The following is a 19586-nucleotide window of genomic DNA, read 5'->3' on the forward strand; positions in this document are numbered from 1 at the left end:
TTTATGGATCAGCTTGCACCTTCTGAACAGCAATTACTAGAGAAAATCCGTCAACTTCCGCAAGAAAAAGTCGTTGAGATTGAACACTTTATTGATGGCTTGATGAAACAAAATCAAAGTGTTCAGCAGCGGATAGCTTGGAATGAAGCGATCGCGCAAATGTCAACTGATTCAGAGATCGAAGCTGAAATTGCCTCGATTAATGCGGAATTTGCGATTACTGAACTGGACGGATTAGGGCATCCATGAGCATTCGACGTGGAGAAATTTATTTTGTCAATCTCAATCCTGTACAAGGCAGAGAACAAGCTGGGAAACGTCCGGTTTTAGTGTTGTCGATCGATGCTATCAACCAACTGCCCCTTGTTGTGACTGTAATTGTTGGGACGAAAGGCGAAAATATTACTCGTGACTATCCAACCAATATTCGGATCTCTACGGTAGAGGGTGGCTTGACGATAGAGACAGTTTTTCTCTGTTTTCAGCTTCGTTCCCTGGATGCAAGCCGATTTCCTAGAGACCCAGCCGGACAACTTTCTGCTGAAAAGATGGAAGAAGTTGAAGAAGTTGTGCGGTATTGTTTGGGATTGTAGCTCTGAGATTTTCACTTTAACGATCAAAAATTAAGACAAAACTTATGGTAGTAGCAACGCGATCGCAGTCCTGGAATCAATCTGTTTTACATACTGCAAAAGGGTTCAAACCGACTCCACTTCCGATTCTCGCGGGTGCGATTCCTGAAGGATTGCGCGGCTCTTTGTATCGCAACGGTCCTGGTCGGTTAGAACGAGGCGGAATTCGAGTCGGACACTGGTTTGATGGAGATGGGGCAGTTCTGGGAGTGCATTTTCAGGACTCAGGAGCGACAGGCGTTTATCGCTATGTTGAAACACCGGAATTTTTGGACGAAGAACGATCGGGGAAATTGTTGTACAGCGGCTATGGAATGTTGCCGCCGGGGGGATTGTTTGATCGATTCACCAAAGGCTTGAAGAATGCGGCGAATACTTCAGTTTTGGCGTTTGGCGATCGCTTACTCGCACTCTGGGAAGGCGGACATCCTTATGCTTTAGATTTAGAAACGCTCGAAACTCGAAAGGCTGATAATTTAGGCAATCTTCCTAATTCGTTACCGTTTTCTGCTCATCCGAAACGCGATCCAAACACAGGTGAAATCTACAATTTCGGTGTGAGCTTTGGGAAAGATACCGTTCTCAATTTGTACTGTGTTGATTCAGCCGGGAAACTCAAGCAGCGAAACAGTCATAAGCTCGATGGATTCCCTCTGATTCATGATTTTGTCATGGCAGGGCAGTATCTATTGTTTTTCATTTCTCCGGTGCGATTGAATCCGTTGCCGTTACTCGCAAAGCTCAAAAGTTTTAGTGAGTTGTTTGATTGGAAGCCGGAGAAAGGGACACAAGTTTTGGTGTTCGATCGACAAACTCTAAATCTCATCAGTCAAGGTGAAACTGATCCTTGGTATCAATGGCACTTTGGAAACGCTTGTGTAGACAGTGATGGAAATGCTGTTGTTGATGTGATTCGATACGCAGATTTTAATACCAACGAATACCTTAGACAGGTTTCAACTGGAACACCTACGACATCAGCAAAATCAACACTCTGGCAAATTCGAGTGAATCCGCTAACAGGAAAAGTTTTAGAACAACAGGAACTACTCGATCGACATTGTGAATTTCCGATCGTTCAACCCGATCAAGTGGGGCAATCGTGGCAGCATACTTATGTTTCGCTGCATCGTCAGGGAGCGAATCCGGTAGAAGAAATTTTTGGTGCGATCGCTCGATTTGATCAATCAACTGGTGAACTCATCGAAGCGGATTGCGGTGAGAATCGTTATCCGATGGAGCCGATTTACGCATCAGACGCGATCGATCCAACTCAAGGCTGGATTGTGACGGTCGTGTATGACGGTAATACCGATTCGAGCGAGGTTTGGATCTGGGATGAAAATCGCTTAAATGACTCGCCTGTTTGTCGATTGGGACTGCCTGAAGTGATTCCGCTCGGATTTCATGGCACTTGGAAGCCGCTTGTTTAAATTTTTGATTGGGTACTCTAGAATCGCTGTCATTCAGGGAACCCTATGTCTTCTTTTTCGGAGTCTGCTTCTAGTCTGACTACACTCGAAGCAGGACGAACCGCACTCCAGGCTGGACAAATTGATATCGCGATCGCACAATTCACTGATTTTCTCAGCACCCAAGCTGATCACTCGGACGCGCCTAAAGCCAAGATGGGATTAGTCCAGGCGTATGTCAAAGGCGGAAAGTCTGAAGCTGCGATCGCGCTTTGTCAGGAACTCCAGCAGAGCCAGCACGAAAAAGTTCGATCGTGGGCGACCCAAATGATGGCGAAACTGTCTCCGGTTGATCCTGGATTTGTCCTAATTGATCCCGGAACTCAACCGATTCGCCCTAAACCATCGCCGCAACCATTAGCCCCGAAGCCCTCGGAATCCGTTCAATCTGAATCGCCGCATGTCTGGAAAAATACCGGACGCGCTCAACGGTGGAATCCTTTACCTCGCCTGAATCCGACTCGATTGCAATGGGCGATGGTAGGAAGCACGATCGCGCTACTGTTCACTCTGTCCGCGCTCTGGGGGATGAAAAGTTCGATCGCGTGGGCACAGTTCAGTATTATGACGCGGCTCTTACGTTGGAGTGCTGCACCCCCAGATCAATCGATTCCCATACTCGAATTTAGCTTGGGATTGTTAATCCTGTTTTGTGCTGCTCCGTGGATTCTGGATGCAGTACTGAAAGGATTGTACGGATTGAAACCGCTCTCGACTGCCGCGATCGCTCGTCACAGTCCTGAAACGCATCGCTTGATTCAAAGATTCGCTCAACAGCAAAAAATACCGATTCCGAAACTTGGAGTTTTACCGACAGCAGCCCCGATCTCATTCACCTATGGAAATCTGCCAAAGTTTGCACGAATTGTGGTGAGTCAAGGACTTCTAGACAGCTTAAACGAAGAAGAAATTGCCGCAATCTACGCGGGTGAATGCGGTCATATTTTGCACTGGGATTTCGCGGCGATGTCACTTGTGACGGTCGTTTTACAGATTCCTTATTCGGTTTATAAAGTCTGTGCGATCGTCAGCGATCGACTCCGCAAAATTAAACTAAACCAAACCATTTTTACGAAAATCATTCAAACGATCGCTGATGGATTTCTTGTAATATCTGCGATCGCGTATGGATTCTTCCGGGTATTCCGCTGGTCAGGATTCTGGCTTGCACAACAACGAACAGAATACAGCGATCGTACAGCTTGTAACCTTACTGGAAATCCAAACGGGTTAGCACGAGCATTAATCAAAACAACGATCGCAACCGCTCAAACAATCAAACACGAGAGAGAAACACAGAATCTACTCGAAGGTTTTGAGCTTCTGAATCCTGTCAGCTATCGAAGCGCAATTCTGTTTGAAAATTTGTTCGATCGAGTTTCTTTATCAACACTATTTCAATCGAATTTAATTCATTTAGGAACTCGACTCGAAAAACTGATGATTTACTGTCAGCAATGGCACCTTGAACTAGAGTTAGAAATCGCAATTCCGACCCGAACTAAAGCAAAAAGTTTGATTCAATTTGCGCCGATCGTTGGAAGTGCGATCGGAATTGCGATCGCTTTAATTCTCTGGTTAATTGCTCAGGCGTTATTCGCGATCGGTAACTTCCGCCTCAACTGGTTAGCCAGCGATTACAGCCTTTTCCCCAGTTTCGCCTTGATCGGATTTGGCATCGGTTCAATTGTTCGGTTCAATCACCTTTTCCCCGAATCGCGCAATCCTAAAACTGATTTGATACTGACTCACGATCCCAAAGATAGCCCCGTCGTACGACTAGAAGGAACACTCATCGGACGATCGGGAGCCGCAAACCAACTCGCCCAAGATTTGTTTCTTCAAACCGAAACAGGTTTAATCAAACTCAATTACTGCTCCCAATTTGGCGCGATCGGTAATCTTCTTCGCCCGCTTCCGATTGGACAAACCGCGATCGTCACCGGATGGTTACGCCGGAGTGAAACGCCTTGGATTGACGTAGACACGATCCGATCGCGATTGCTGATTCGGGCAGGACAGCCGATTTGGTCTTTTACGGTTGCGATCGCAGCGATTCTACTCGGCATTGCCCAAATTTTGTAACGAATAGTTGCAGTTTTCGTCGCGATAGTGTTACATTTCTTCACAAGGAGTCCAACACGCGCTGAAGTGGCTCAGTTGATTCTATCGATCGACTTTAAGAACTTTGGTTTCAGGTTTTTCTCCTCCCAACACAGCAAGCTAAACCAGTCGAACCATCGAATCGGCTGGTTTTTTTCGTCCTCAATTCTGCGGACTCTAACGATCGAAATATCACCGTAGAGGGAAATTGTCCGGTTCGCTCTAATGTTGCAGACGAGCATGATACCTTTAAGAGTGGCGCATATCCTGGGGACGCAGTGACGAAGTTACTCAGCCTCAATCCTCTAGCCCTTGCCGAACACTAAAGGTGAGAGTCGAACTTGTGAACTGTCTCGAATTCGATTTAAGAGTTCAGAAACAGAGCATAAAGCCGACTGGAAACCCTGTGTAAGGTTGGTGAGCGAGGTGACGGAAATGTCTGTAGAGTCTACCCTGAGCCAACGAAAACAGAGTGTAACTGAGATAGACGTATGCTAAGCGTCTGCATCATGTATTAGGATCAAAGTCTGGAGGTGTCTCGATATGTCAGTACGTTTATATGTGGGCAATCTGCCCGAAGATTTGAGTCGTCAAGACCTTGAAGCAGCATTCGCGGATGCAGGCGAAGGTGTCTCGGCAAAACTGATTACCGATCGTAAAACTGGAAAGTGTCGCGGCTTTGGCTTTGTCACCGTGAAGTCTGATGAACAGGCGGATCAGTTCATCGAGAAATACAACGGAGTCAGCATCAAAGAGAACGCGATCAAGATTGAAAAAGCACTGCCTCGATCGAAAGATAAGGCAGAAGAAACCGCTGCTCCTGTGAGTGCTCCATCTGGCGCTAAGCGCAAAGGCGGCACCACCAATAACAATAAGTCGCGCAAAACATCCACTTCTTCAAACTCAGATCCGGATTCGGTGCAACCCGATCCGCGCTGGGCACAAGACCTGGAAAAACTCAAGCAAATGTTGGCAGCACAAACCACGAATTCTTAGAACTATCGGGTTTGAGTCTCTGCTTGCTCACGGGAACCCTAAAGCATATTGTGATAGGGTTTCGTGACGATGAAGCGTTTAAACGATCGAGCATTTCACATCCTCCAGACTGAGGTTCGGCGATGTCTTGATTCTGGTGCGATAGGGCAAGTTCAGCTTGAACTTGCCCTTCGTCGTTTGGAAAAATTTCGCCTTCAGTCGGGGACTCCTGTAACCGAAGCGGAATTAAAAGAAGCGATCGTGGATCTAATTCCAACGTTTAATCTAAAAGTTCTTCGCCAAGCTGCAAAGCTCAATCGTCCTCCATCAGGGTTTTGGTTCGGATTGAAGTTAGGAACGGCTGCGATCGCGCTCTCAGCAGGTGGAATTTGGCTCGTAAATCGTCCGATTCCGTGGATTCGCTATCCGGTGATGCAGGTTGCGCCTTTTTTGCTGACACCGAGCTACATGGCGATGGATCATAACTATCGTCGAGCGATCGCGCTAGTGGAACAATCCGATCAGTTAGTAAATCAAGCGACTGCATTTGAAGACCTCGATTTGGGCACACAGAAAGTAAAAGCAGCTCAAAAGCATTTAGATGAGCTACCCGCTTGGTTTCTAGGGCACTATCCAGGGGATTACTGTCGCTGGGCGGGCTGTCGCTGGCGATTCACGATCGACGAATTCGAGTCTGCTCGCAAAGAAATTGCTCGACTGGAAGTAAAACTGTTTCAGGAAAAAAATGCTCAAACCCGTTTCGAGCAGACTGAGCAAGCGTTAGGGGAAGCTGTTCGAGTCATTCGAGATGGCGCAACTGGAGAAGCTCGAATGAATGCGCTGATAGATTGGCGAGGCGCGATCGATTCCTTTAATCAACTTCCTGAGTCTACACTGGCAGGAAAACTGGCTCGAACTAAAGTAAATGCAATCGATCGAGACTTTAGAGAAGCTGTTGAATTGGGACAATAGCGATGAAACATTGGTACAACGGAAACGCGATCGACAGTGACCAAATTCAACTCTCGATCGCTGATCCAGGCTTAATTTATGGTGCAACAACTTTCACCACGCTCCGAGTTTATGGATCATTGGATCATCCGCTGACTCAGTGGAGCGAACACTGTGCACGATTGAGAAGCACGATCGCAGCATTCCACTGGCAAGACCCAAACTGGGAAAACATTCGATCTGGGGCAGAATGGATGGCAATGCACTATCCGGTGCTGAGAATGGTTGTGTTTCCCGATGGTCGAGAGTGGATCACTGGACGATCGCTTCCAACTGATTTAGAACACCGTCAGCAACAAGGAATCACCGCTTGGGTTGCCGATTCGGAACTTTGTCGATCGCTCCCTCAACACAAAACCGGAAACTATCTTGCACCTTGGCTGGCTCTTCAAGCGGCACAGCGCCACAATGCTCAAGAAGCTATCTTGATTGATCAAACTGGAAACTGGCTCGAAACCAGTACCGGAACGCTCTGGTGCTGGAAAGAGAATCGCTGGTGGACACCGCCGATCAACGATGGAATTTTGCCGGGAATATTACGATCTCTCCTCGTCTCTGAACTCAATCCGATTGAAGCGACTTGGACAGCCGTTGAATCTTTTGAAGCGATCGCTTACACCAATTGCGTGATAGAACTGATCCCGATTCACACAGTCATCGATCGAGATCAGTTCCATCACTACAATTCAACTCACCCGGAATTTCAATCGATTCGCAGCTATTTCGACAAGTTACGCTTTCAATCGATCTAAAGCGAGATTGAGCTTCAATACATTCACGCCCGGTTCACCGAAGATTCCGAGAAATCGTCCATCGGTGTTTTGCGGAATCAAGATCTCAACTTGGTTGCGTTGGAGTCCTCTCGCTCTTGCGATTCGATCGATTTGTGCTGTAGCAGCTTCGGGACTAATGTGCGGATCAAGACTCGATCCCGAAGTGTAAAGCAAATCTGCTGTTGGCTGTACACCTGCTTTTTGCAATCTCGGCAAATCGCCTTCGATCGCTTTACTCGGATCAGGATCGCTCTTACCTTTGATGCGATCGAGCAATGCGGAGTTACTTGGTGCTAAGTTACTCGCCCCCGAAACGCCCGTTTTCAAAACGCCTGCATCATCTTTTTTCGGATCAGCCGTACTGTAACTGGTCGTACTCGGACGACTGTTGAAATAGCGATCGCTAGTAAACGGTTGACCAATTAACGCTGATCCCACTTCTCGATCGCCCACTTTGATCATGCTGCCATTGGCTTGAAATGGAAAAGCAACTTGTCCGATCGCAATCATCACAAATGGATAGATGATCGCCGTTAGAATCCAGAGAACGAATGTCGATCGAACAGCTCGACTCGCTTCACGTGCAAAACTCATCGTTAAAATCGCTCCGGTGCGAACATGACAACAAATAGATAACCCGACAAAGCTACTACCCCTAATCCCAACAATCCGAGCGACCACGATTGGGTTTTCGTCATTGCATTGTCAGAAGCAGCATAGACTAAGGGTGCCAACACAAGATTGAAGCAGATTGCGAGAAAGAGGTAAGTTGGAGCTTTCTTTCTGCGCCAAGCTGACCAGAGTTCAGCGAGATCATCGGTAGTTAGTTTCATAGTTAGGAAATGGGGAGAATGACATCAATGAGCTTGATAGCAATAAACGGAGCAATCACACCACCAATACCGAAGATCAGAATGTTGCGGCGTAGGAGTTGATCAGCGGTTAAGGGTCGGAACTGCACACCTTTTAAGGCTAATGGAATCAAAGCAGGAATGATTAGCGCATTGTAGATCAGTGCCGAAATGATTGCAGATTGAGCGCTTTTGAGTCCCATGATGTTTAGTGCACCAATTCCAGCAGCAGCAAAGATTGTGGGAATGATCGCGAAATATTTAGCGATGTCGTTTGCGATCGAGAAAGTCGTTAGTGCGCCACGAGTAATCAGAAGCTGTTTCCCGATCGTCACTAAGTCAATTAGTTTGGTCGGATCAGAATCCAAATCTACCATGTTCGCTGCTTCTTTTGCAGCCTGCGTTCCAGAGTTCATCGCTACTCCCACATTTGCTTGAGCAAGAGCAGGAGCATCATTCGTTCCATCTCCGGTCATCGCCACTAACTTACCGTGAGATTGTTCTTCGCGAATCACACTGATTTTGTCTTCGGGGGTCGCTTCTGCAATAAAGTCATCGACACCCGCTTCTTGAGCAATCACCGAAGCCGTAATGCGGTTGTCTCCGGTGAGCATGATTGTTTTCACACCCATGCGGCGCAATTGATCAAACCGTTCTCGCAATCCTGGTTTTACAATGTCTTTGAGGTAAATTACCCCGTAGATTTCCGCATTTTGGCAGACAGCAAGCGGTGTTCCACCTAAACGTGAGACTCGTTCATAAGCTTCATCGAGTCCTGGTGGAATCGTGCCACCACGAGAGCGAACAAAGCCTTTGATCGCGTCAACTGCACCTTTTCGGGCTTCTTGTCCATTGGGTAAATCAGTGCCGCTCATGCGGGTTCTAGCTGAGAATTCAACACCGCTGGCTTGATCTGGGTTAAAGTCCACTCTGGCACGATTTTGCTCAGCTAACCGAACAATCGATCGACCTTCTGGAGTCTCATCAAAGATACTTGCCTCTAAAGCAACCTGGGAAACTTCTTCGATCGAATGACCATTCACCGGAATAAACTGATCCGCGAGTCGATTTCCCAGCGTGATTGTTCCAGTTTTATCGAGCACTAAGGTATTGATATCTCCGCAAGCTTCTACAGCCCGTCCAGAGGTAGCAATCACATTGAATTGAGCGACCCGATCCATTCCAGCAATCCCGATCGCGCTGAGCAACCCACCGATCGTCGTTGGAATTAATGCCACTAACAACGAAATCAGAATTGCAATACTAGCTCCGGTTCGTAAGGTGTTTGCAGTAGTGTCACCTGCGATCGTACTGACAAAACTGGCAACGTAGTTTACCGAGGTCGAAATCGTCGAAACGACAATTAGAAATACCAACGTGAGAACGGCTAACAATACGGTTAGAGCAATTTCATTGGGAGTTTTCGATCGTTCTGCACCTTCAACCAGAGCAATCATGCGATCGATAAATCCCTGTCCCGGATCAGCCGTAGTCCGAATCGTTAATTCATCAGATAACAATCTTGTTCCACCCGTAACCGAGCTTGCAATATCCGTTCCAGGCTGTTTCAAAACGGGCGCAGATTCTCCGGTAATTGCTGATTCATCGACTGATCCTAAACCTTGAAGTACTTCGCCATCAGCCGGAATCATATCGCCAGCAATCACTTTAACTTGATCACCTTTGCGAAGATCGGTTGAGCTAACCTGCTGGATAGAACCATCTGGCGCGATTTTTCTCGCGATCGTATCGGATCTCGTAGACCTCAACGCATCTGCCTGAGCTTTTCCCCGCCCTTCTGCAACCGCTTCGGCAAAATTTGCAAATAGCACTGTGAGGAACAGGATCAAAGTAATGATGCCATTGAGAATTCTTTGCTGAGTAGGATCAGCATTCACTGTTCCAAATAGGTTCGGATCAAGCGTCACTAACAAAGTCACAATTGTGCCCAGCCAAACTACGAACATGACCGGATTGCGAACCGCAATGCGCGGATCGAGTTTGACAAAGGCTTCGCGAATCGCTCGTTGATACATACCAGAGCGATCGACTTTTGGAGTGTGCCTGCGATTTTCACGCGCTCCACCGGGGACAGAATTCATTCGAGTTTCCATGATTTCAATACCTTCGATTAACCTCGACCAATCTGAAACGCTTCGGCAACGGGACCCAGTGCCAAGACCGGGAAGAACGTTAACGCGCCCAGAATCAGAATTACGCCTGCGGTGACACCCGTGAACAATCCTGTATCGGTGCGGAGCGTTCCCACGGTTTCAGGAACTTGCTGTTTGCGCGATAGGCTATCTGCTAACAGGAGTAGAGCGGCGATCGGGACATAGCGACCCATCAGCAAGCTAAAACAACAGCTTAGATTCCACCAAAGCGCGGTTGGACTGGTTGCGGTTCCTGATGCGATCGCAAACGGTGACGGCTGCGAATCGCCTAATCCTTCAAATCCCGATCCATTGTTGGCGGCGGCTGATGTGTATTCGTAAATCACCTGAGACAAGCCGTGAAAGCCAGGATTGCTGATTCCTGCGAGTTGATCGGGGAATGCAAGCGCGATCGCACCTGGAATCAAAATTGCGATCGGGTGAACTAACAGAATCAGAAAGCTTGCCAGTACGACTTCTCGCTTTTCGATTTTGCGTCCGAGAAATTCTGGAGTCCGACCGACCATCAAGCCGGTTACAAACACAGCCAAAATCAGATAGGCAAATAGATAAGCGGTTCCGGTTCCTTGACCTCCCCAAACGATTTGCAGGAACATATTGGAGAGCATCACGAAGCCCCCAGTCGGCATAAACGAATCATGAAAACTATTAACGGCTCCGGTCATTGTCCCGGTCGTGATTGCAGCAAATAGTGCCGATTGTGCCCATCCGAATCGAACTTCTTTGCCTTCTAGGTTGGGTGCTTGCGCGTTCAGTAGAGTGTTCACAGTAGGGTTGCCGTTGTATTCACCAATTGCTACCACAACCAAGAACACAAGAAAGATCACGCTCACTAATCCGTAGATTAGCCAAGCTTGCTTTTTGCTGTTGGCAAACAGTCCGTAGGTGTAGATAAACGAAGTAGGAATCGAAATCATTGCGACGATCGCCACTAGATTCGAGAATGAATTGGGATTTTCAAACGGATGAGCCGAGTTAATGGCAAAGAATCCGCCCCCGTTTTCACCTAACTGTTTGATGATTTCAAAATGCGCCACCGGACCGGGTGCGATCGCTTGCGACACATTCGGATCTTCAAGCGTTGGAACGATCGCGGGACCTGCTAACGTTTCTGGGACACCCGCTGCAAGTAGCAGAATTGCACCCGCAAAAGAGATCGGGAGCAGAATGCGAGTAATCGATCGCGTCAAATCCACATAGAAGTTACCGAGCGGTCTACCCGTCAAGCCTCGAATAAAGGCAGTTCCAACCGCCAAGCCCGTTGCGGCTGACGTAAAAAAGTGAAACCCAAGCCCCAACATTTGACTGGCATAGCTAAGATAAGTCTCACCTGAATAGTGCTGCTGATTCGTATTCGTCATAAACGAAATCGTGGTGTGCAGAATCGTGTCCCAAGTGGGTGCAGCAACTTGTGTGGGATTGAGCGGAAGAAACCCTTGAGCCGCGATGATCGAAGCTAGTAGCAACATCATCACAATGTTGCTATAGACGATCGCTCGAAAGTACTGCCATCCGGTCATGTTTTCCTTGCCGGAAACTCCGATGAGTCGGTATAGCAGTTTTTCTATTGGATTTGCGATCGGATCGAGCAGAGTTCGCTGCTCAGTATGAACGCGAAACATATACCTGCCAAAAAATGGCGTGATCGCTACAACAATCAGTAGCGTCAACGCAATCTGAATCCATCCTTGTAACATAGGGTTGAATCCAACTCTGTAGTAGAGCGAAATAAGTGTATAGCGTGAATGCAACAACTAAGAAACACGAATTCAAATAAAGTCTTGAATGCTCAAAGAAGTTACAACTGTATCGGTGAGGGCATTCAGAAGTGATTGAGTGTGTTCCTGAATCTCATTATCGAAGTTTTTTACAAAAAGACAAGGTATAACTTTGCGTTTATATCAGTCGCAGCAGAAGATATGCCTTTAGGGAGAGGAGCGTTTAGAGCGTTTAGATGAAGCCTAAACGTGCTAAGAGTAGTGATTCAGTTTGTAGCAATTTTTATGCGTTCTCAAGTTATTTTTACGGCATCTCCCGAATTTGCTCAAGTTGCACTAAATGAGATTCAGACGCTCGATCGACAATCAAAACTAATTCAGTGGCTCGATTCAGGTATCGGACTGATTGAGCTAGATACACCATTTTCTAATCTCGCGGCTCAAATCTCGATGATCAAAGCAGCATTCATTCGGCACATTTGCCCGGTGATGGAAACAGTCGCGATCGAGAACCTACAAAGCGCGATCGCGGCTCAGATTGCTTTGTTTGATCGAGCTTCAACACTCTCTGTTCAAATCCGCTCAAACACTAAGGATATCAATCGTTCTGAACTGAGAAATCTGCTCGTTGATGATCTGATTGCAGCAGGCTTAAAGGTAGAAGCAAAAGATCCAGCGCAAATCATCTCTATCTTTTGCACTAAAGAAATTGCTTATCTCGGATTTTCTCACGCCGTTGAAAATCTCAGTAATTGGGCAGGTGGAATGCACCGATTTGCTCATGAAGCAGATCAAATCTCTAGAGCCGAATTTAAGCTACTAGAAGCGATCGGTGTTTTCAATCTGCAACTTCCAGCAGAAGGACTCGCGCTCGATCTCGGTGCTAGTCCCGGTGGTTGGACAAGAGTACTGAGAAACCGAGGACTCTCTGTAGTTGCAGTTGATCCGGGTGATTTAGCAGAATCATTGCAATCTGATTCAAACATTACGCATTCTCGGCAGCTTGTACAGCAATACTTACCGAATTGTCGCGATCGCTTTGACTTAATCGTCAACGACATGCGAATGGCTCCGGTCGATTCTGCAAAAAATATGATTGCTGCTAGTTCAGTGCTAAAAGAAAATGGGCTTGCAATCATGACGCTGAAACTACCCAGTAAAGGGGTGAAGACTGTGATCGATCGTACGACCGCGCTACTCGAAAATAACTACGAAGTGATTGGTATCAGAAACCTATTTCACAATCGCCAAGAAGTTACAGTCTCGCTGGCAAAGTCAGAATAAACGCGGTTTGCCCTGATTTAGCTTCATCGAGTCTCAAATCGCCTTGATGAGCGCGAACAATCTCACGAGTGAGACTCAATCCTAATCCGATTCCTTCGACCTTGCGAGTTCGAGCCGGATCGCCCCGGTGGAACCGATCGAAAATACGATCGCGATCCTCAACTAGAATCCCTTTAGAAGCATTTGCAACTTTGATCTGAACCATTAAACCGACTAACCGAGCATCAATCTCAATCCAGCCGTCAGCTAAATTGTATTTGATTGCATTGCTAAAGAGATTTTGTAGAACTTGATGCAGTAAATCTCGATCGCCGTGCACCCACAACCCTGGAACAATATTCGCTTACAATCAGATGTGGTGCAAGTAGATTAATGTCTTCTAGCATTTCGACCAATAGCTTAGAAACATCTACCTCAACCCGATACAAGCTCATCTGTCCACCATCAGCAAGCGAGAGTAACAAGAGCTTTCGCATAATGCTACCAAGCCGCCGAACCAGAACAGTACACATTCAGAGGTAGATGATGAGTCTTCATCTTGCTGCTCTCGGCTTGTTCACTCACTTAAATTTAAAACCATGAGCACTCTAAATTGTCTAATGAGTCGGCGAAATACACTAAAATTTTTTGGATCAACTACGATCGCGCTTCTTGTGGGCTGTCTCCCTAAGAGAACTACCGTTGCACAAAATACCGTGGCACCATCTTCGGGCTGTGTTGTACGACCAGAACAAACCGAAGGACCTTACTTTGTCGATGAAAAGCTCAATCGCTCAGATATTCGATCAGATAGCAAAAGTGGCGCTATCAAAGCGGGAGTTCCCCTTCAGTTAAAACTACGAGTGACACAGGTTAGCGATCGCAGTTGTACCCCGATTCAGGGCGCGATCGTGGATATTTGGCACTGTGATGCTACAGGGGCTTACTCGGATGTCAGCGATCGACGCTCCGATACCACCGGACAAAACTTTTTACGCGGCTACCAAACAACAGATAGCAATGGAACCGTTGAATTTCTCACCATCTATCCAGGTTGGTATCAAGGTCGAACGGTGCACATCCATTTCAAAGTTCGCAATGCTAATCAAGAGTTCACGTCACAACTGTACTTTGATGATGTGCTGACCGATCAAGTTCAAGCGCAGTCTCCCTACACAAGCAAAGAACAGCGAACTGTAAGAAACGATCGAGACGGCATTTTTCAAGATGGGGGTAGTCAATTGCTGCTATCTCCAACGAAAACAAATCAAGGCTACGTTGCAACCTTTGAAATTGGTTTACAGGCAGCTTAAATCGATCGACTGAAATCTAAAAAGAAACCTCCCAACGCTGACGGGGCGTGGGAGGTTGTTTAAGATATTCAATTGCCGCGGTGAATATCGATTTCGGAAAAACTCTTATGCCTGACGTGAGTAGTACTCAACGACTAGCAGTTCATTAATTTGCAGCGCAACCCATTCACGATCGATCACACTATTCACTTTTCCGGTCATCTTGTTCTTATCGAACTCCAAATGACTCGGTAAGTTGGACAGCCCCGGATATTGCAGATTCGCCTCGACTAACTTGCGAGAACGATCGCGATCGCGCACTGCAACCACATCTCCCGGACGACAGTTGTAGCTCGGAATGTCCACAACTTTGCCATTGACAGTCACATGACCATGATTCACTAACTGACGAGCACCCGGAATTGTCGGAGCCATTCCCAACCGAAACACGGTATTATCTAACCGCATTTCCAACAGTTGGAGCAGTACTTGTCCGGTCGAACCTGCTGCACGACGTGCTTTTCTGACATACCGAAGCAATTGTTTTTCGCTCACGCCATAGTTGAATCGCAATTTTTGCTTTTCTTCTAGACGTACCGCATATTCTGAGCGTTTTTTGCGGGCTTGTCCGTGTTGTCCCGGCGGATAAGCACGACGGGCGGATTTGCGGGTGAGTCCGGGCAATTCTCCCAGACGACGGGTGATTCTGAGGCGTGGTCCTCGATATCGCGACATTGAACGTTCCTCGTTGAACTCGAAGATTTAAACAACTTTTCTAGTATAGTACCTAGTCGGTGAAGCCGATAAGCCGGAATTTATTTTTCTCATAACTTCTTGGTGTTAAACTCGGATTCACCGGAATTAGAAATGTCGTATGTCTGAACTGAACGATAGCGAAAAAATCGAAATTCTTATTGATCAAGTGGGTCGCATGACCGAGAACATCACTGAACTGCGGATGGGAATGCAGGCGAGTGTCATCGATCTAAGAGAGAGTGTTGCTGAACTGCGATCGGGTACGCGGGAGAGTATGGCTGAACTGCGAGAAGGTGTCGCTGAATTGCGAGAAGGTGTCGCTGAGTTGCGAAGCAGCGTAACTGAACTGCGAGAAGGTGTGGCAGAATTGCGAGAAGGCATCGCTGAACTGCGGGAAAGCGTCGATCGAGGTTTTGAAGAAGTACGATCGGGTTTTGATGAATTACGATCGCTCGTCACAACCGGATTTTCTGAACTTAAAGCCGTATCCGAACGGCAAGAACGTAATATTGATCGATTAGTCGGCATCGTTGAAACGCTGATTCAAGCTCGATCGAACTAACCCTTCAATAACGTCACTAAATGCACAAGTTCTGGCAAAATCAACTTCTCTACAGCGAGTTTCACTGCATTAGATGAGCCGGGAAGCGAAAAAATTAACTTACCCGAATACACACCCGCGATCGCTCTTGATGCCATTGCCCTCGATCCAATTTCGGCATAGCTCAGAGATCTAAAGATCTCTCCAAATCCAGGCAGTGTCTTCTCAAGTAATTGTTCGATCGCGTCGTAAGTGGTATCTCTCGGTGCGATTCCAGTTCCACCGCTGAGAATAATTGCCTCGACATCAATTTCTAACTGCGATCGAATTTGATCCGGTTCATCGGGCACGATCGCGTAATGGGCGATCGTATGTCCCGATTGTTCTAAAAGGTGCTGAATCAGTTGCCCGCTGCGATCGGTGTCTCTTGTGCGCGTGTCGCTGATGGTAATGACAGCACAAGAAACGGAAATTTGTCGATCGTCAGGATGAGGTTGCACTAGGACTTTGTAAACCCAAGACCGTTTGATTCTGCGTAGCGATCCATAAACCGCATAAAGCGATCCCAATCTTCGACCGATTTCATGATGTACAACGCTTCAAGCGCCGCAGGTTGACCATTGATAAATTTGGCTTTTACTTCGCGAGAGATCAGTTCGCCTTCTTCATCGATCATGTACATTCCAGTGATGCTATCGGTATTTTCAGCTTCTAATGCTTTGGGTTTATCAAAGATAAAGGTTGCGGTTCCGTTTGTGCCGTCTTTTGAGCGCGTTAGACGAACATCGGGAATCGCTTCTTCGGTAATGCCTCTTGAGAATTGGATTTCAGCCATGATGTGCGATCGATGAGTGGTTTTTGGATTCGATCTATTCTCCCATCTTTGCTGAACTTAACAAAATTTTCAGTCTCGCGATTTGAGTTTTAACCACGATCGAATTTCTTTCAAGACCCAAGCCTGCTCGAAATCAGTGAGTTCTTCGCCAAACTGATGCAGTCGATATCCGGTGCGATACGGACCGGAAGTAATCGTAATCAGTCCATTCGCGTCGCGGCGAACTTCTCGGATGTCGCGAGTGATTCCGGTCATGCGGTTACTCATTGCATTGAATCGCTGCGTTTCGACGATGAATTCTCGGTGATCGAATTTCACGTAAGTCCGCTGAAATCTAGGATTGATAAACATAAAAAAGACGATCAAGCCTAAAATCAAAATCCAGATTGCAGAACTGAGTGCATTCATAATCAGCATTATCACGAACATCGGAACCGCGAACATAAGAATTGGTAATGCCACACCTGCCATCATCAGCCCAAGAATTTCTGAGCGAGGGTCATCGTCTTGAGCATGTTTAGGAATGACGATTTCTAGACGTTTTTTCGATCGCTGTAATTGAACCCGCGTATTTTTCGGACGTTCAACGGGTGGAAAAGCGATCGGAGGTTCTGAATTTAAGCGATCGAGTGCTTCAATTGCAGATTGAAATCGCTGTTCTAAATCAGGGTGAGTGAGCCGATCAATCCAATCTGCCAACGCTGGAGAGATGGTCACGAGATTACGCCATTGAATGCGGAGTTGTCGCTGGGGTAAATCTGCTGGACACACTCCAGTTAATAAATGAATTAATGATGTGCCCAACGCATAGAGATCAGAAGCAGGAACCGCCCGCCCGCCAAATTGTTCGATCGGCGTATAGCCATAAGTTCCAACCACCGTAAACGTTGTGCCTTCAACATTCGGGCGATCTTGAACGGCTCCGAAATCAACGAGATAGATCTGTTGATCAGCTCCCAAAATTAGATTGCTTGGTTTGATATCTCGGTGCAGAACGGCTGGATTGAGACTGTGCAGATCGCGCAAAATCGTTAGGACTTCGATCGCAATTCTTCGCACTTCGGTTTCTGAAAATCGCTTGCCGTCTTGGATTAATTGTTTTAGCGAAGTTCCGGGAATGTAGTCTTGAACTAAACCGAACCAGAGAATGCGATCGTCGATCGAAAACGAGTCTCGACATTTAGGAATTCGTAGATGATCCAACTGTCGTAAGATTTGAGACTCACGCTCGAAGAGTTTGAGATCGTCCCACTGCGATTGTTCTCCGAATGCTAAGAGCTTCAGTACCACAGGTTCAGAGTTGGCGGAAAGATCGGCAGCAAGCCAAGTTTGTCGTCCGGCTCCGTGACCTAACTTTTCTTTGAGTTGATAGCGATCGTACAGTATTTCACCCGCACTCAGCATCGATTCCAGGCTCCCTAATCGGCTTATAGCGATCTTCGCTCCCGATCATAGCGATTCCATCTTTTCTTTAGCTGAAAGTGGGAAGTTTGATCACAAACTCAGTCCCCTGTGGCGAAACTTCGTAACAATCAATCGCTCCTTGATGCTGTTCCACAATGGTTTGGTAAGAGATCGCTAATCCCATTCCCGTCCCTTTTCCGACTGGCTTCGTGGTGAAAAAGGGATCAAAAATCCGCGATCGCACATTGGATGTAATTCCAGTTCCAGTATCTCGAATTCGGACTTCTACTTGGTCGGTGTGTTGTTGGGTGTGAATCTCGATTGTCCGATGTTCAACGCCTTCGAGTGCCTCGATCGCATTCGTGATCAAATTCATCCACACTTGATTGAGTTGCCCTGCATAACATTGAATCGGTGCAACAGTGTCATAGTGCTTGGTGACTGTGATCTTTTGCGACTTGATTCGATGCTGTAGCAGTGTGAGCGTTTGCTCAATTCCTTCATGTAGATCAACCGTTTTCAAATCCGCTTCATCGAGTCGAGAAAACGATCGTAGCGATTGTACGATCGATTGAATCCGAGTAGTTCCGGTTCGCATCGAGGCAAAAACACTATCGATATCATTAATTAGGAACGTGAGATCGATTTCGTCGATCGTGTGTTGAATTTCAGCGGCGGGTGACGGGTAGTGTTTCTGATAAAGCCGAATTAATCCGATTAGATCTTGCGTGTAAGTATTCGCATAACTCAAGTTTCCATGAATAAAATTGACTGGATTGTTGATTTCGTGAGCAATTCCAGCAACAAGCTGCCCCAAACCTGACATTTTTTCGCTTTGAATCAGTTGGGTCTGTGTTTGATTTAAGCGCAATAACGTCGTTTCTAGCTCCTGATTTCTTTGCACCAGTTCTGCGGTTCGCTCGGTCACATGATGTTCTAATTCTTCATTCGCTTGCTCTAGAACTTGTTTCGCACGTTTTAGATCAGTGATGTCGGTGGCAATTCCTCCAATGCCAAAGGCTCCCAGATCATCGAACAGCGGAAATTTAACCACGATCGAGGTTCGGATTTCGCCGCCACGCGGTTCTAATTCCTCGATCTGAATTGGAACGCCTGCCGCTAATGCGGCTCGATCGGCGGTTTGAAATGATTTTGCCGTTTCAGCATCAAACAAATCAAGGTCAGTCTTGCCCAAATCGCGTTCTCGATCGAAGTTGAATCGCTGAACGAATTCTCGATTCAGTAAAATATAGCTTCCGTTTGTGTTTCTATATTCTTTAACGAAGATACTAGCGTTTGTATGATCAATAATGTTTTTCAGTAGATCTTGATTCTGCTGCAATTTTGCGACTTGGCTCGACAGAGAATCGATTAATTTCTCGCGTGATTTTCGTAGATCCAGTTCAATTTGCTTATGTTTTGTAATATCAACAATAATTCCGCAAAAAGTCGCCTTATTCTGATGAATTTCGGTTAGCTCTGCTGAGATTTGAATCCATTTCGAGTCTGATTCGATTCGTCCTTCAAACTGCCAATCAATCGCACGATCGACTGCTTTTTTCAAAGACCAGCGAAAGCGATCCGCATCTCTTGGATCAATTCGATCCACGAACGCTTCAAACGTTGAGCCAAAATCGCGATCGCTAATGTAATCAAGCTGGTAATCGCTCTCGATCGCGCTTAACTGGAAAATAACACTGGGAACTTTTGCCGCGATCGCTGGAATATCAATTTCTATATTTGGATTAAAATTCATGCGAGACAGGGAACCTTAAAAACACCTCTA

The 19586-nt window shown here is 46.7% G+C and carries 20 protein-coding genes; 10 read left to right on the plus strand and 10 right to left on the minus strand.

What is annotated here, in order from left to right; translation table 11 throughout:
* The first annotated feature begins 3 nt into the window (after window positions 1-3).
* The 7 genes from NIES2104_RS21940 to NIES2104_RS21970 all read left to right on the plus strand — a co-directional run bounded on the left by NIES2104_RS21940 (window position 4) and on the right by NIES2104_RS21970 (window position 6945).
* Window positions 4-249, plus strand: a complete 246-nt coding sequence (locus tag NIES2104_RS21940; protein ID WP_059000348.1) for a hypothetical protein — start codon at window positions 4-6, stop codon at window positions 247-249.
* Window positions 246-593 (plus strand): type II toxin-antitoxin system PemK/MazF family toxin, encoded by a 348-nt coding sequence (locus NIES2104_RS21945; RefSeq protein ID WP_059000349.1) that lies wholly within the window; start codon window positions 246-248, stop codon window positions 591-593. Before NIES2104_RS21940 ends, NIES2104_RS21945 begins: the two co-directional genes overlap by 4 nt.
* A 44-nt stretch (window positions 594-637) precedes the next feature.
* Window positions 638-2065, plus strand: a complete 1428-nt coding sequence (locus NIES2104_RS21950; protein ID WP_059000350.1) for a carotenoid oxygenase family protein — start codon at window positions 638-640, stop codon at window positions 2063-2065.
* A 45-nt stretch (window positions 2066-2110) separates the two neighbouring features.
* Window positions 2111-4189, plus strand: a complete 2079-nt coding sequence (locus tag NIES2104_RS21955) for a M48 family metalloprotease (protein ID WP_059000351.1) — start codon at window positions 2111-2113, stop codon at window positions 4187-4189.
* A 561-nt stretch (window positions 4190-4750) separates the two neighbouring features.
* Window positions 4751-5203 carry an RNA-binding protein gene (locus NIES2104_RS21960; RefSeq protein ID WP_059000352.1) on the plus strand — a complete coding sequence of 151 codons (453 nt, stop codon included), beginning with the start codon at window positions 4751-4753 and terminating at the stop codon, window positions 5201-5203.
* 69 nt (window positions 5204-5272) lie between these two features.
* Entirely contained in the window at window positions 5273-6154 is an 882-nt protein-coding gene (locus NIES2104_RS21965; protein ID WP_059000353.1) for a hypothetical protein, read from the plus strand.
* 2 nt (window positions 6155-6156) lie between these two features.
* A complete protein-coding gene (locus tag NIES2104_RS21970; RefSeq protein WP_059000354.1) occupies window positions 6157-6945 on the plus strand; it encodes an aminotransferase class IV in 789 nt (262 codons plus the stop codon).
* On the opposite strand, the gene kdpC is transcribed toward NIES2104_RS21970, so the two are convergent.
* The 4 genes from kdpC to kdpA are packed head-to-tail and all read right to left on the minus strand — an operon-like array spanning window position 6925 to window position 11688.
* Window positions 6925-7560: a K(+)-transporting ATPase subunit C gene (gene kdpC / locus NIES2104_RS21975; RefSeq protein WP_059000355.1), complete on the minus strand. Its 636-nt coding sequence runs from the start codon at window positions 7558-7560 to the stop codon at window positions 6925-6927. The genes NIES2104_RS21970 and kdpC overlap by 21 nt on opposite strands.
* A 2-nt stretch (window positions 7561-7562) precedes the next feature.
* Entirely contained in the window at window positions 7563-7799 is a 237-nt protein-coding gene (locus NIES2104_RS21980) for a potassium-transporting ATPase subunit F (protein WP_059000356.1), read from the minus strand.
* A 2-nt stretch (window positions 7800-7801) separates the two neighbouring features.
* Window positions 7802-9919: a potassium-transporting ATPase subunit KdpB gene (gene kdpB, locus NIES2104_RS21985; protein WP_225895271.1), complete on the minus strand. Its 2118-nt coding sequence runs from the start codon at window positions 9917-9919 to the stop codon at window positions 7802-7804.
* A gap of 29 nt (window positions 9920-9948) precedes the next feature.
* Window positions 9949-11688 carry a potassium-transporting ATPase subunit KdpA gene (gene kdpA / locus NIES2104_RS21990; protein WP_059000358.1) on the minus strand — a complete coding sequence of 580 codons (1740 nt, stop codon included), beginning with the start codon at window positions 11686-11688 and terminating at the stop codon, window positions 9949-9951.
* A gap of 306 nt (window positions 11689-11994) precedes the next feature.
* Between kdpA and NIES2104_RS21995 the strand changes: the two genes are divergently transcribed.
* A complete protein-coding gene (locus tag NIES2104_RS21995; protein ID WP_059000359.1) occupies window positions 11995-12993 on the plus strand; it encodes an SAM-dependent methyltransferase in 999 nt (332 codons plus the stop codon).
* Here NIES2104_RS21995 and NIES2104_RS22000 read toward each other — a convergent pair.
* The gene (locus NIES2104_RS22000; RefSeq protein WP_263971010.1) at window positions 12965-13312 is read right to left on the minus strand and encodes a sensor histidine kinase KdpD; all 348 of its coding nucleotides are present in this window, start codon (window positions 13310-13312) and stop codon (window positions 12965-12967) included. The genes NIES2104_RS21995 and NIES2104_RS22000 overlap by 29 nt on opposite strands.
* A gap of 376 nt (window positions 13313-13688) precedes the next feature.
* On the opposite strand from NIES2104_RS22000, the gene NIES2104_RS22005 reads away from it, so the two are divergent.
* Window positions 13689-14285 carry an intradiol ring-cleavage dioxygenase gene (locus tag NIES2104_RS22005; RefSeq protein WP_263971011.1) on the plus strand — a complete coding sequence of 199 codons (597 nt, stop codon included), beginning with the start codon at window positions 13689-13691 and terminating at the stop codon, window positions 14283-14285.
* A 105-nt stretch (window positions 14286-14390) separates the two neighbouring features.
* On the opposite strand, the gene rpsD is transcribed toward NIES2104_RS22005, so the two are convergent.
* On the minus strand, window positions 14391-14999 hold the full coding sequence (gene rpsD / locus NIES2104_RS22010; protein WP_059000361.1) for a 30S ribosomal protein S4: 609 nt from the start codon (window positions 14997-14999) through the stop codon (window positions 14391-14393).
* 139 nt (window positions 15000-15138) lie between these two features.
* Here rpsD and NIES2104_RS22015 point away from each other — a divergent pair, with 139 nt between their 5' ends.
* On the plus strand, window positions 15139-15582 hold the full coding sequence (locus NIES2104_RS22015) for a hypothetical protein (RefSeq protein WP_059000362.1): 444 nt from the start codon (window positions 15139-15141) through the stop codon (window positions 15580-15582).
* On the opposite strand, the gene NIES2104_RS22020 is transcribed toward NIES2104_RS22015, so the two are convergent.
* From NIES2104_RS22020 to NIES2104_RS22035, 4 genes are all read right to left on the minus strand, one after another.
* The gene (locus tag NIES2104_RS22020; protein ID WP_059000363.1) at window positions 15579-16061 is read right to left on the minus strand and encodes a molybdenum cofactor biosynthesis protein B; all 483 of its coding nucleotides are present in this window, start codon (window positions 16059-16061) and stop codon (window positions 15579-15581) included. The genes NIES2104_RS22015 and NIES2104_RS22020 overlap by 4 nt on opposite strands.
* A complete protein-coding gene (gene psb28 / locus NIES2104_RS22025) occupies window positions 16061-16396 on the minus strand; it encodes a photosystem II reaction center protein Psb28 (protein ID WP_059000365.1) in 336 nt (111 codons plus the stop codon). Before psb28 ends, NIES2104_RS22020 begins: the two co-directional genes overlap by 1 nt.
* Window positions 16397-16465: 69 nt before the next feature.
* On the minus strand, window positions 16466-17800 hold the full coding sequence (locus NIES2104_RS22030) for a serine/threonine-protein kinase (protein ID WP_059000367.1): 1335 nt from the start codon (window positions 17798-17800) through the stop codon (window positions 16466-16468).
* 67 nt (window positions 17801-17867) lie between these two features.
* The gene (locus tag NIES2104_RS22035; protein WP_059000369.1) at window positions 17868-19556 is read right to left on the minus strand and encodes an ATP-binding protein; all 1689 of its coding nucleotides are present in this window, start codon (window positions 19554-19556) and stop codon (window positions 17868-17870) included.
* Between the last annotated feature and the right edge of the window lie 30 nt (window positions 19557-19586).

The sequence above is a fragment of the Leptolyngbya sp. NIES-2104 genome, from assembly GCF_001485215.1.
Lineage (GTDB): Bacteria > Cyanobacteriota > Cyanobacteriia > Leptolyngbyales > Leptolyngbyaceae > Leptolyngbya.